The organism is Acinetobacter halotolerans, assembly GCF_004208515.1.
GTDB classification, from domain to species: domain Bacteria; phylum Pseudomonadota; class Gammaproteobacteria; order Pseudomonadales; family Moraxellaceae; genus Acinetobacter; species Acinetobacter halotolerans.
This window is the reverse complement of sequence record NZ_SGIM01000013.1, coordinates 54,010-66,846: the sequence shown is the minus strand read 5'-3', so window position 1 is coordinate 66,846 and position 12,837 is coordinate 54,010. Positions and strand designations below refer to the sequence as shown.

Below are 12,837 nucleotides of genomic sequence, written 5' to 3'. Positions count from 1 at the left end.
CACGATCAGAATCATGCTAAGCTAAATGCTGCTTGACGGAGCGCAGTTAATCAACTGCTGAGATGATCTTAATCTTTAGATTTAAAGATCAGTACCGTTGAACCTGATCAGGTTAACACCTGCGTAGGAATCAAGCCCAGCAAAAGCCTAGCTCAGTTTTATCCACTTTTTCAAGGATAAATCCGCCATTGTTTTTGGTCGTGCTTGATTCGTTAATGCCATAACATAAGGATCATGCCATGAACCAATTAACGAATCTTTCTCCAGCTGATATTTCTGCTCAACATGAGCAAGACGCTAAAGATTTAACTCGTATTTTACCAGCATCAAACAAAGTTTATGTTCAAGGTTCTCGCCCAGATATCCAAGTGCCATTCCGTGAAATCAGCCTGACTGATACCCCGACTGGCTTAGGTGGTGAACATAACCCACCTGTGATGATTTATGACACTTCGGGCGTATATACCGACCCAAATATACAGATTGACCTTAATAAAGGCTTACCCTCTGTTCGTCAAGCATGGATTGAAGAACGTGGCGATACCGATGTTCTTTCGGGTTTGAGTTCTGAATTTGGTCAAGCACGTCTAAAAGATATTCGTACCGCTGATATTCGTTTTGCACATATTCAAAATCCGCGTCGTGCCAAAGCGGGAAAAAACGTCTCACAAATGCATTATGCTAGACAGGGTATTATCACCCCTGAAATGGAATATATTGCCATTCGTGAGAATCAACGCCAACGTGAAGGTGTTGATATGCGCCAGCATGCAGGTCAAAACTTTGGTGCACAAAACCTCAAAGAAATCACCCCTGAATTCGTGCGACAAGAAGTTGCTGAAGGACGTGCGATTATTCCTGCCAATATTAATCACCCCGAAATTGAGCCCATGATTATTGGACGTAATTTCTTGGTGAAAATTAATGCCAATATCGGTAACTCTGCACTTGGTTCATCAATTGATGAAGAAGTGGCTAAAATGACATGGGCAACCCGTTGGGGTGCAGATACCATTATGGATCTATCAACAGGAAAAAATATCCACGAAACGCGTGAATGGATTATTCGTAACTCGCCTGTTCCTATTGGTACCGTGCCAATCTATCAAGCTTTAGAAAAAGTAGACGGCGTTGCAGAAGATCTCACTTGGGAAATCTTTAAGGACACGTTGATTGAACAAGCAGAACAAGGTGTGGACTATTTCACTATCCATGCGGGTGTATTATTGCGTTATGTGCCAATGACTGCGAATCGCCTCACAGGCATCGTGTCTCGTGGTGGTTCGATTATGGCGCAATGGTGTTTGGCGCATCATGAAGAAAACTTCTTATATACGCATTTTGATGAAATCTGCGAAATCATGAAAGCTTATGACGTGTCATTTAGTTTGGGCGATGGCCTACGTCCTGGTTGCGTTCAAGATGCCAACGATGAAGCACAATTCAGCGAACTCAAAACTTTAGGTGAGTTGACTCATCGTGCTTGGGAACATGATGTTCAAGTGATGATTGAAGGTCCAGGTCATGTGCCAATGCATATGATCAAAGAAAATATGGACCTACAGCTTGAAGTCTGTAAAGAAGCACCATTTTATACACTTGGCCCACTGACGACTGATATTGCACCAGGCTATGACCATATTACCTCTGCTATCGGCGCAGCGATGATTGGTTGGTATGGCACTGCGATGCTATGTTATGTTACGCCGAAAGAGCATTTAGGCTTACCAAACAAGAAAGATGTAAAAGACGGCATCATTACCTACAAAATTGCAGCGCATGCAGCCGACTTGGCTAAAGGCCATCCAGGCGCGCAAGTTCGTGATAATGCCCTGTCGAAAGCACGTTTCGAATTCCGCTGGGATGATCAGTTTAATTTAAGCTTGGACCCAGACACCGCACGCAGTATGCATGATGAAACGCTTCCAAAAGATGCACATAAATCAGCTCACTTCTGTTCAATGTGTGGACCTAAATTCTGTTCGATGAAAATCACACAAAACGTGCGAGATTATGCGCAAAACCAAAGCAATGCCAAGCAATCAAATGATGCTGAAACAGAAGTTGAAGCAGGTCTCAATGCAATGAAAGCCGCCTATCAGGAACATGGTCAAAAATTGTACCACAAAGTGTAAATCCACTAAAAAAAGATTTGCCTGCGAAACATTCTCGGTTAGGATGAGATATGTACAATCTCATCCTGATTGAAGATGAATATTCTTGAACACGCCAGCTATTCAGCATCCGACGTAACGATAGAATCTCGAGAGCTATTATTTCGAGGATTCATCCAAGTTGAGAAAGTGAGCTTAAAACATCGACTCTTTGATCGAGTTGATTATTCGCCCAGCATTCAACGTGAACTTGTTCATCGTCCTGAAGCCGCTGGTGTTTTATTGTACAACGACCAACAACAACGCTTTGCGCTTATTGAACAATTCCGCATTGGTGCGTTCAATGATGCTGACTCAGCATGGCAACTTGAAATCATTGCGGGCGTGCTTGATGGAGATGAATCTCCCGAAAGCTGTATTCGCCGAGAAACATTAGAAGAATCAGGTTGTGAGATCACAACATTAAAACACTTATTTAGCTTCTATCCATCTGCTGGCGCTTGCTCTGAACTTTTTCATTTATATGTCGCAGAAGTTGAATTGCCAATAAATGGCGGCATTTTTGGGGAACCAGATGAGGGTGAAAATATTCAACTTCATTTATTTGATTATTCCCAATTAGACGTATTATTACACAATGGGCGGTTGAGAAATGCACCTGTAATTATGGCATTACAATGGCTTGCTCAACACATACAACAACGATAACAAGTCTGAGGGGCTAAAGACGGTGACATTCCAAGTCTCAACATCATCTCAACAAGATTTTGTGATGATACAGATTACTGATACACATTTATTAGAGTATCCACACTTAGAGTTCGTTGGAATGCAGCCCGAACTGAGTTTTCGTGCCGTCATTGAATTGATGCGTGAACAGCATCCCCAAATCGACCTCATTGTCCACACTGGTGATCTAGCCCAAACACCTACGCCTGTGACATATCAACGCTATATTCAGCATATGCAAAGCTTAGGCATTCCCTTTTTCCACACCCCAGGCAACCATGATGATGTGGCACATTTCCCATTTCATCACGCTGATCAAACACAACCGACAGTCATTGAGTTGGGGAAATGGAGCATTATTTTACTCAATAGCGCGCAACCGCAACGTATCGACGGTAAAGTTGCCGATATTCAGTTAAAACAGTTAACGGAACTGCTCCCTCAGTTACAGGATCGTTATGTCATCATTGCATGTCATCACCATCCATTTGCAATGCAATCCGCTTGGATTGATCAACACAAATTAAAAAACTCGTCTGATTTACTGGAAATAGTTAAACCTTTTTCTAATATCAAAGCCATTATTTGTGGACACGTCCATCAAGACTCTATTCAGACATGGCACGGCATTGAGTTTTTATCCACCCCATCGACTTGTATTCAATTTAAACCGAAAAGTGATAAATTTGCCTTAGATGAAGAACATCCAGGTTATCGGTATATCTGCCTCAAAGCCAACGGGGAATTAGAAACCCAAGTTTACCGTTTATCTACCTCCGAACGCTTAATAAGTTCAGAAGTTTTAGGTTATGACTAGCGCAGATCAATAATCACCCCACTCCAAACTTTTGATTACAAATCACTTCACTGATTTCTCACCAAATCTAGACAGGAATGACTACCATCTTTCTGAAAAAATCTATATGATGACGACCCCTGATGGAAAAAACCATCGAGAGTTTCTATAAAAACACTTGCATATCACCATATTTTTTGCGTATAGATAGTACGTGTAAGATGAGGAATGCCCTATATGGCGAATGACAACCAAAATCAAGTCTTGGATGAACAAACAGAAGTGATTGACGAGCAAAAAGCGCCTGTAAAACGTGTGCGAAAAACCAAACCGAAAGCTTCAGAAGGTGGAACGACTGCCAGCTTATTTGGTATCGCACCTTATCAGCCAAAGAAAAACGAAGAATACATGTCTGATGGACAACTGGAGCATTTCCGCCTGATCTTAAATGCGTGGAAAGCTGAGTTGATGTCAGAGGTTGATCGCACCTTGAACACCATGCAAGACGAATCATCAGCGCTGCCTGATGTAAACGACCGCGCGACACAAGAAGAAGAGTTTGCGATTGAACTGCGTACACGTGACCGTGAGCGTAAACTCATTCGTAAAATTGAACAATCACTTGAAGCAATACAAGCAGGTGATTATGGTTTCTGTGAGACTTGCGGTATCGAAATCGGTTTACGTCGCTTAGAAGCACGTCCAACTGCGACTCAGTGTATTGATTGCAAAACTTTGGCTGAAATCAAAGAAAAGCAAAATAACGGATAAATCCTCCCTTTCTTGCGCCGCTTCAATCGCATTTTAGGGAAGAATTTCCCCCTCTTTAGTCTTGCGAAGCTTTAAATGCTTCTCGAGACTAGGGGAAATTTAATAATAGATAAAAATATTTTATCCACCATTCTCTATGTCTAATCCTCTTCCAGAAAATCACAGCTTTTCTCTTGCGCAGCGGCAAAGCGATGCTTTGCTTAATCGCCTGCCAGAAAATCAGAGTTTTTCTCTTGCGCAGCGGCAAAGCGATGCTTTGCTTAATCGCTGCTCATACATCGGGCGGTTCGCCCCCTCGCCTACAGGTCCCTTGCATTTTGGATCCTTACTCACTGCGGTTGCCAGTTATTGCGATGCAAAAGCCAATCACGGTAAATGGCTGGTTCGGATAGAAGATACTGATATCCCCCGTATTTACCCAAATAGTGAAGCACATATTCTTGCGTGTATTGATGCCTTTCAGTTTGAACCTGATGGTGAGATCATTTTCCAAAAAGATCGCTTAGATATTTATGAACAGGTACTTGAACAATTAAAATCATCTCAAGCCATCTATGCCTGTCAATGTACCCGTAAAATGCTCGGCTCAAATCACATTTATGCTGGAACATGCCGCAATTTACATCTGGATTTTGCCCAGCAAGCGATCCGTCTTAAAGTCACCGATCAACCCATCTGCTTTGAAGATCGCCTACAAGGTCAACAATGCTCGAACCTCGAATATGAACTCGGTGACTTTGTCTTAAAACGTCGTGATGGGATTATTAGTTATCAACTGGCTGTGGTGGTGGATGATTATCTACAAGCTATCACGCACGTGGTACGAGGCGCAGACCTACTGGATAACACAGCTCGCCAAATTTGGCTCGGCTCACTGCTTGATTATCCATTATTAAGCTATATGCATCTTCCTCTTGCCATGAATGAGCAAGGACAAAAACTCTCTAAACAAAATCTTGCGCAAGCCTTGGATATCTCTAAAGCACCCACATTATTACAACACGCCATTTTAGCCCTAGGTCAACCGCAGGTTGAGCTTGATCAACCACGCGTCATGCTGCAACAAGCTGTTCAACAGTGGGATGCGAATTTGATTCCTAAGGGCCATCAGTTGACTGGAATTTACCAATAGCCAATAAAAAGCCCTAAGCAATTAGCTTCAATTGCTCAGGGCTGTTTTCACTTTTAAATCAATTAGAAATTTGATTCTTCTTTGACAGGATTGAGCTCTTGTGTCGATGCATCAATTTTTAGAATCAAACTAATCATTGCCGCACACATCATCAATGAAGTACCACCATAACTAATAAATGGCAGTGTTAAACCTTTGGTAGGCATCAGACCCATATTCATGCCCGCATTCACCAAAATTTGTAGCAAGAAAATAATACTAATCCCATAAGCCAAGTAACCTGCACGCAAGTAGTTATGCTGCAAAGCACGATGCCCGATCTTGATACAACACGCCAACATCGTGAAGGACAGGATCATGACCAAGGTCACCCCGACAAAACCGAATTCTTCACCAAGCACAGCCAACATAAAATCAGTATGTGCTTCAGGAAGATAGGAGAGCTTTTGTACACTGTGCCCCAAACCCGTTCCAAACCACTCACCACGCCCAAATGCCATCAGCGCGTTAGATAGCTGATAACCAACACCTAAGGGATCTGCCCATGGGTTAGTAAAAGACAGTAAGCGTTGAAAACGGAAGGGCTCAAAGATAATCAGCGCACTAATGCCCGCTAAAATCGCACCTAACATGATCAGGAATTGAGTCGCAGGTGCACCAGCCAAAAAGAACACGCCAACCATCATCAACACAATCACGATGGTGGCACCAAGATCTGGTTCCGCCACAATAAAGCCAACGGTTAATGCCATCACACCACTTAAACGCAACAAACCTTTCCAATGCGTTCGAACTTCTTTGGCACGGCGTACCACATAATCCGCAGTAAAGATCGCCATCACAATTTTGGCAATTTCAGTCGGCTGCAAGGTAAAGCCACCAACCTTAATCCAACGATGTGCACCATTTACTTCGGTACCAACCAACAATACCGCCAATAACAAACCCATGGTGATGAGCCATAATAGAAAAGCATTTTTGAACCACAGATTCATAGAAATACGATAGGTCAGAAAAGCCACCACAGCAGCCACACAAATCGAAATACCATGACGAATCAAAAAGTAAAATGGGTTCTCATGAATATATTCTGCATATGGCATCGATGCAGATGCCACCATCACCGAACCGAGACACAACAACGAAACAACACAAAAAATAAGCAGATTACGTGCCGTCATTTCTGCTGGAAGCTTAGGCAGACGACTCAATAATTGCGAAATTTTTTGTGCCGTATTTTGGGCTAAATCAGCCATAGTGTTATTCCTAGTTTTTATTTTCATTCAAGGCATGTACACATGCCACGAATTGATGTCCACGGTCATTGTAGCTTTTAAACATATCAAAGCTAGCACAAGCAGGCGAAAGTAACACTACGTCTTCTGCTTGAGTCACTTTCTGAGCAGCATCTACTGCTTCTTTCAAGTTATTCGCATGTTGGATGGTCGTGGTACCTTGTAACGCTTGTTCAATCACTGCCGCATCTTCACCGATCAATATAACCTTCTTCACATATTTCTGTATTGCATCACGTAATGGTTTGAAGTCTTGCCCTTTACCTTGACCACCCACGATCAATGCTAATTTACCTTGTTTCGCTTCAATAGCAGCACCCAAACCGTCGATAGCGGCCAGTGTTGCACCGACATTAGTGCCCTTAGAGTCGTTGTAATAACGAACACCATCAATCGTTTCAACATATTCACAACGATGCTCTAAACCTTTAAACGTTTTAAGTGTTTCAAGCATCGATGACGTTGCTAGGCCAATGGCTTCACCAAGCGCCAAACAGGCCAAAGCATTGGCAATATTATGCATACCTTGAATATAAAGATCCGAGCTTTTGATCAAACGTTCACGCCCACGTGCCAACCACATGCTGCCATCGGCTTCTCGGAGCACACCATATTGATTCAAGTCAGGTGCATTCAGCCCAAAACTCTGCATCGGTGTCACATCTGGAACTAAAGGGCGACTCAAACTATCGTCACGGTTATACACCACCTTTTTGACACCTTGGAAAATACGATGCTTGGCTTTGTGATAACCCAACATATCGCCATGACGATCTAAGTGATCTTCACTCATATTGAGCAACACAGCCACTTCAGCATTGAGATGGGAAGTCGTTTCAAGTTGAAAACTCGAAAGCTCTAATACAATCAGTTCAGGTTGATCTTTGAGTAAATCCAGCGCGGGGCGTCCAAGATTCCCCCCTACAGCCACTTTTTTGCCTGCATCTGCGGCCATTAAACCGATGAGAGTCGTCACTGTACTTTTTGCATTTGACCCAGTAATCGCGACGATTGGAACTTCTGTCGCGCGGCGGAGCAACTGAATATCACTTACCACAGGGATGCCTTGAGCAATCGCCTGTTGAATCTCTGGCAGTTGCGGAGCAAGTCCTGGACTTAAAATGATTTCTTCCGCTTGCAATAAAAGTTCAAGATCTAATTTACCAAAACTGCTTCGCACACCTGAGGGGATTTGGTCATGTCCTGGCGGTGTTGTTCGAGAGTCTGTTACTGCAACTTGGTAGCCTTGTTTATGTAGAAAGTTAACTGCGGACACACCTGAAATACCCAAGCCTGCCACAACTTTTAATCCACCACGTTGTATTAACATTTTTGCCCCATTTTTTTTGCAGAACATAGAATGGCAAAAATGTTAGCACTTTGCTGTTTTGAATGCTTTTTCAGTTTTATCTTTATTCTGCTTTTTTTGTGTCAGTGCGTAAAAAAGCCATCATTCGATGGCTTTTTAGACGAAAGTTAACGCCATTTTACCGTTTGAATTGCTTCTGGCTTTTTCGTTGCCGTGTCATCGGTCGAACAACCGCAACCGCCAGCACAACCCACAACAATTTTAGGTTTCAACCATTTCGCCAAACGTTGCCAACCGAAACGTTTACAGATGCTCGACAAAGCGAGAAATACTGAGCCTGCTGTTTGAGGAAATACCTTTTTAAAAACAACAACGGTACTCCATAGCACCAATACAGCAACAATTAAGTACTCAACCATAGCCACTCTCCAATTATCCCTCCCTATGTAAAAGGGATGCGCTACGGTTATTGCAGCGCAAGGGAAGATACAATCACCCCCAAATGCTAGATGCAATTTGGTACGTGAAGAAAGACATCAAATAAGCCAGTCCAAACAGGTACGCTGTCATGATACTCACATGTTTCCAAGAACCTGTTTCACGACGTACCGTTGCCAAAGTCGCTAGACAATGTGGCGCATAAATAAACCACACCAATAATGACAAACCTGTTGCCAATGACCAACCTGAACCATCAGCACTGATTAAACTCGCCAAGCCCTCTGCAATCGCATCATCATCAGCACCAGACAACGCATAAACCGTACCCAACGCAGCAACCACTACTTCACGTGCAGCCATTGCAGGAATCAAAGCAATACAAATTTGCCAATTAAAACCGAGTGGTGCAAAAATAGGTTGCATCAAATGACCCAACATCCCTGCAAAACTATAATCAATCGCAGCGCGGGTTGCATCTTCAGGCGCTTGAGGGAAGGTGCACAGAAACCAAAGTAAAATCGACAGGGCGAAAATGATTCCACCGACGCGTTTTAAGAAAATTTTGCCTCGATCTAATAAACCAATGGCCACACTTCTGATATCGGGAATACGGTAACTTGGCAACTCAAGTAACAGTGCATGTTGTGATTTGTCCTTTTGTAAAAACTTAGTCACAAAGGCAACACATAATGCACTAACAATACCAGCCATATATAAACCGAACAGCACCAAACCTTGCAGATTGAAAATTCCCCACACAGTTTGACTTGGAATAAATGCAGCAATTAAGAGCGCATAAACAGGTAAGCGCGCAGAACAGGTCATCAACGGCGCAACCATAATCGTGGTAAAACGATCTCGATGGTCACTAATACTGCGCGTCGCCATAATTCCAGGAACAGCACAAGCAAAGCTAGACAATAACGGGATAAACGCACGTCCACTCAAACCCGCTTTAAACATTAGCTTATCAAGTAAAAATGCCGCGCGAGGTAAATAACCCGATTCTTCCAAAACCAAAATAAAGAAGAATAAAATTAAAATTTGTGGCAAAAATACCACCACACTGCCTGCACCAGCAATAATCCCATCAACCACCAAACTATTCAGCAACGGATTCGCAATCGATTCGCCTAATAGCCCACCAAGCCAAGCAAAAAACTCCTCGATACCATCCATAAAAGGCGCAGCCCAAGCAAAAACAGCTTGGAACACCACGAACATCATGACGGCAAGACTAAGTAGACCTAAGACTGGATGTAAAAATATTTTATCGAGAAAATCAGTACGTTTATCTTCCTGATCAACAAAGCTCACCACATCTTTGAAAATCACTTCAATTTTCTGATGATGCTCACCTGTTAAACCACTTAACTCCGTTTGCGGGATCGAATACTTTTCTTGATCCAAAGCATGACGTAAATTTTCGATGCCTGCGTTGCGTACAGCGACAGTTTCAACCACCGGTACGCCTAAACGTTGTGATAACTTCTGTGTATTAATCTGGATACCACGGCGACGTGCCTCATCCATCATGTTCAATACAACCAGTATCGGACGCCCAAGCTCGATCATTTCCAAGACCAAACCCAAATGCAATTTTAAGTTGGTTGCATCCACGACACATAAAAAGGCATCTTGCTGCCCTTCTTCTGCAATTTTGCCTTGGCAAACATCTCGGGTAATTTCTTCATCTGGACTGGTTGCTTGCAAGCTATAGGTGCCTGGTAAATCAAGCACACGCACACTTTTACCAGAAGGCAATTGGAAGTGTCCAACCTTGCGCTCAACCGTTACTCCTGCATAGTTGGCAACTTTCTGACGTGTTCCAGTTAAATGGTTAAATAAAGATGTCTTACCGCAGTTTGGATTTCCCACAAGGGCAACACGTAACGTATCACTCATGCAGGTACTCCTTGTAATTGAATCTCGATTTTATCGGCTTCGGCCTTACGCAATGCAAAACGCGTAAAACCAATTTGGATGAGAATGGGGTCACCACCAAAAATACCCTTGGTCACCACTTGTACTTGTGTACCTGGCACAAAGCCTAGACTCTCTAAACGAACTGCCACAAGATCTGCATGCTCCGTTTCATCGACTGAGCGATTAACTTTGGTAATCATCGCTGTTTGCTTGACTTTTAATGCTGATAAACGCACCACTTTTCACCATAAAACCTTTTGGTCAAGTATACAGGCAAATGAGAATAATTACCAAAAGCAATCTCAATGGCATTTACAATAATCCTTCAATCGACAAGCCATTAATTTTCTTTTACAGTGCCAACAAACAATGTATATCTGAACTTTCATGTTAAATAAAAAACCACGCATCCCTGTCGCCGTGACCATTCCAGAACATTTAAGTTTTTTACAGGGTTTTCGTGATTATTTAGTGGCACAAACCGTAAGCCCGCATACCCGTAATGCTTATTTATCTGACCTCATTCAATGTAGTGAATTGCACAAAAATGGCTTATTACCGCAATGGACGAGTGATGATATTGCAGATGTATTGATTGCATTGACCAAAGCAGGTAAAAGCCCCCGATCTATCGCAAGGTGCTTATCCGCTTTACGTCAATTTTATAAATTTCTAAGAGAACAAAAACTCAGAGATGACAATCCTGTTGCTACCCATCAATCTCCGAAGATTGGTCGAGCACTCCCCAAAGACTTGTCCGAACAAGATGTGGAAGCGTTGATTCATGCACCAGATATTAGCCATGCCTTAGGTCTACGTGATCGCGCCATGCTCGAGGTTTTATATGCCTGCGGTTTACGTGTTTCGGAGTTACTCAATCTGCGTTTAGAACTGATCAACCTCAAACAGGGATTCTTGCGTATTACGGGTAAAGGTAACAAAGAACGTCTAGTGCCCCTTGGACAACATGCTTGCGAATGGATTGAAAAATATTTAGCGGAATCACGACCACAATTGTATAAAAGTAGTACCGATTATCTATTTTTGACCCAGCATGGTGGAATCATGAGTCGTCAAAATTTTTGGTATGCAATTAAACGCTATGCCCTACAAGCCAATATTCAAACCGAATTATCGCCCCATACCTTACGTCACGCTTTTGCAACCCACCTTTTGAATCATGGTGCTGATTTACGTGTAGTACAAACGCTACTCGGACACAGTGATCTTTCTACAACTCAAATCTATACGCATGTCGCACAACATCGTATGCAACAATTACATACCAAACATCATCCACGTGGCTGAAATCACCATTTATCAAAGAATCAGCAGCAATATATTCTCGTTCACAGAGAGTCAGCAAGATTTAACGAAGTCAGTTGATTTTTTTGGTATGCTTAGCCGCTTATAGAAATGAAAACGTACAAAAAAGGTTCTTTATGGTTTTTACTCGATCTCAGCTTGTACTTGCTTGTACATTAGCCTCAACATTATTGGTCAGTGCTTGCTCAAAAGAAAATTCAGCACAAAAACAAGATACGCTCACAGCAAGTACACCTGCGACAGGTGAAGCATCCACGTTAAATGAGCGCAATGCACAACAACGCTTGATCTCGACCTTAGAAAAGAATTTTAAAGCAGCCAACATCAACGCTAAAATCGTTTCAATACAAAAAACTGAAGTTCCCAACTTATTTTGGATCAATCTTGAAGGTATGGGCTCTGTTTATGCAACCAGTGATGGTCAATATATTATTCAAGGTGATGTGATTCGCTTAGGAGACAAACAACTACATAATGTCAGCGAAGCATTGCAAGCCACTGAGAATAAAAAACACTTGGCCTCATTAAAGAATGAAGACCTGATTGTTTATCCAGCCAAAGGCGGCAAAGCCAAACATATCATTTATGTATTTACCGATTCGAGCTGCCCATACTGCCACCGACTCCATGAGAATATTCCAGCCATAAATGAAAAAGGCATTGAGGTTCGTTATATCGCTTGGCCGCGTGGTGATCAATTTATGCCGACCATGCAAGCCATTTGGTGTAGTAAGGATCGTAAAGCTGCATTTGACCAAGCCATTCAAGGCTTGCCTGTTTCAGCAGCAGAATGTAAGAATCCTGTCAGTGAGCAATACCAACTCGGTTTAAATATGGGTGTAAATGGTACGCCTGCAATTTATAACGTCGACGGCGAGTATTTAGGTGGCTATATGACTGCGGATGAAATCGCTCAACGCTTAAACAAATAAGCCTTTTCTCTAACTCCAAAAAAGAACGACTTGGGCGACAGATTAAAGATGATCTTAGCCCTAGTG

12 protein-coding genes and 1 riboswitch are annotated in these 12,837 nt (G+C 42.6%); of the genes, 7 read left to right on the top strand and 5 right to left on the bottom strand.

All coding sequences use genetic code 11. From position 1 onward, the window contains the following. Nucleotides 1–26: 26 nt before the first annotated feature. Nucleotides 27–147, top strand: a riboswitch (TPP riboswitch). A gap of 92 nt (nucleotides 148–239) precedes the next feature. From thiC to gluQRS, 5 genes are all read left to right on the top strand, one after another. After that, nucleotides 240–2,135 carry a phosphomethylpyrimidine synthase ThiC gene (gene thiC, locus EXE30_RS13885; RefSeq protein WP_130162912.1) on the top strand — a complete coding sequence of 632 codons (1,896 nt, stop codon included), beginning with the start codon at nucleotides 240–242 and terminating at the stop codon, nucleotides 2,133–2,135. A gap of 75 nt (nucleotides 2,136–2,210) precedes the next feature. Continuing rightward, nucleotides 2,211–2,822, top strand: coding sequence for an NUDIX domain-containing protein (locus EXE30_RS13880; protein WP_130162911.1), 612 nt, complete (start codon nucleotides 2,211–2,213; stop codon nucleotides 2,820–2,822). 22 nt (nucleotides 2,823–2,844) lie between these two features. After that, nucleotides 2,845–3,660 carry a 3',5'-cyclic-AMP phosphodiesterase gene (gene cpdA, locus EXE30_RS13875; protein WP_130162910.1) on the top strand — a complete coding sequence of 272 codons (816 nt, stop codon included), beginning with the start codon at nucleotides 2,845–2,847 and terminating at the stop codon, nucleotides 3,658–3,660. Between the two features lie 216 nt (nucleotides 3,661–3,876). Next, nucleotides 3,877–4,410, top strand: a complete 534-nt coding sequence (dksA, locus tag EXE30_RS13870) for an RNA polymerase-binding protein DksA (RefSeq protein ID WP_004668232.1) — start codon at nucleotides 3,877–3,879, stop codon at nucleotides 4,408–4,410. A gap of 136 nt (nucleotides 4,411–4,546) precedes the next feature. After that, nucleotides 4,547–5,542 (top strand): tRNA glutamyl-Q(34) synthetase GluQRS, encoded by a 996-nt coding sequence (gluQRS, locus tag EXE30_RS13865; RefSeq protein WP_130162909.1) that lies wholly within the window; start codon nucleotides 4,547–4,549, stop codon nucleotides 5,540–5,542. A gap of 62 nt (nucleotides 5,543–5,604) precedes the next feature. Here the strand turns inward: gluQRS and ftsW are convergent, their stop codons facing one another. From ftsW to EXE30_RS13840, 5 genes are all read right to left on the bottom strand, one after another. Continuing rightward, the gene (ftsW, locus tag EXE30_RS13860) at nucleotides 5,605–6,798 is read right to left on the bottom strand and encodes a putative lipid II flippase FtsW (RefSeq protein ID WP_130162908.1); all 1,194 of its coding nucleotides are present in this window, start codon (nucleotides 6,796–6,798) and stop codon (nucleotides 5,605–5,607) included. A 10-nt stretch (nucleotides 6,799–6,808) separates the two neighbouring features. Further along, entirely contained in the window at nucleotides 6,809–8,167 is a 1,359-nt protein-coding gene (gene murD / locus EXE30_RS13855) for a UDP-N-acetylmuramoyl-L-alanine--D-glutamate ligase (RefSeq protein ID WP_130162907.1), read from the bottom strand. A gap of 146 nt (nucleotides 8,168–8,313) precedes the next feature. Further along, nucleotides 8,314–8,565 (bottom strand): DUF6587 family protein, encoded by a 252-nt coding sequence (locus EXE30_RS13850; protein ID WP_130162906.1) that lies wholly within the window; start codon nucleotides 8,563–8,565, stop codon nucleotides 8,314–8,316. A gap of 73 nt (nucleotides 8,566–8,638) precedes the next feature. Continuing rightward, complete coding sequence (gene feoB, locus EXE30_RS13845; RefSeq protein ID WP_130162905.1) at nucleotides 8,639–10,492, bottom strand: ferrous iron transporter B; 1,854 nt, start codon at nucleotides 10,490–10,492, stop codon at nucleotides 8,639–8,641. Beyond that, nucleotides 10,489–10,749, bottom strand: a complete 261-nt coding sequence (locus EXE30_RS13840; RefSeq protein ID WP_130162904.1) for a FeoA family protein — start codon at nucleotides 10,747–10,749, stop codon at nucleotides 10,489–10,491. The genes feoB and EXE30_RS13840 overlap by 4 nt, the downstream gene beginning before the upstream one ends. Before the next feature lie 151 nt (nucleotides 10,750–10,900). On the opposite strand from EXE30_RS13840, the gene xerD reads away from it, so the two are divergent. Both xerD and EXE30_RS13830 read left to right on the top strand, forming a co-directional pair. Continuing rightward, nucleotides 10,901–11,821 (top strand): site-specific tyrosine recombinase XerD, encoded by a 921-nt coding sequence (gene xerD, locus EXE30_RS13835; RefSeq protein ID WP_130162903.1) that lies wholly within the window; start codon nucleotides 10,901–10,903, stop codon nucleotides 11,819–11,821. Nucleotides 11,822–11,955: 134 nt separating this feature from the next. Further along, nucleotides 11,956–12,771 carry a DsbC family protein gene (locus EXE30_RS13830; RefSeq protein ID WP_130162902.1) on the top strand — a complete coding sequence of 272 codons (816 nt, stop codon included), beginning with the start codon at nucleotides 11,956–11,958 and terminating at the stop codon, nucleotides 12,769–12,771. Nucleotides 12,772–12,837: the final 66 nt, after the last annotated feature.

Coding starts and splice junctions, on each gene's coding strand:
- dksA (WP_004668232.1), top strand. CDS start 3,877: ATGGCGAATGACAACCAAAATCAAGTCTTGGATGAACAAACAGAAGTG.
- EXE30_RS13830 (WP_130162902.1), top strand. CDS start 11,956: ATGGTTTTTACTCGATCTCAGCTTGTACTTGCTTGTACATTAGCCTCA.
- EXE30_RS13880 (WP_130162911.1), top strand. CDS start 2,211: ATGAATATTCTTGAACACGCCAGCTATTCAGCATCCGACGTAACGATA.
- xerD (WP_130162903.1), top strand. CDS start 10,901: ATGTTAAATAAAAAACCACGCATCCCTGTCGCCGTGACCATTCCAGAA.
- thiC (WP_130162912.1), top strand. CDS start 240: ATGAACCAATTAACGAATCTTTCTCCAGCTGATATTTCTGCTCAACAT.
- gluQRS (WP_130162909.1), top strand. CDS start 4,547: ATGTCTAATCCTCTTCCAGAAAATCACAGCTTTTCTCTTGCGCAGCGG.
- murD (WP_130162907.1), bottom strand. CDS start 8,167: ATGTTAATACAACGTGGTGGATTAAAAGTTGTGGCAGGCTTGGGTATT.
- EXE30_RS13850 (WP_130162906.1), bottom strand. CDS start 8,565: ATGGTTGAGTACTTAATTGTTGCTGTATTGGTGCTATGGAGTACCGTT.
- ftsW (WP_130162908.1), bottom strand. CDS start 6,798: ATGGCTGATTTAGCCCAAAATACGGCACAAAAAATTTCGCAATTATTG.
- feoB (WP_130162905.1), bottom strand. CDS start 10,492: ATGAGTGATACGTTACGTGTTGCCCTTGTGGGAAATCCAAACTGCGGT.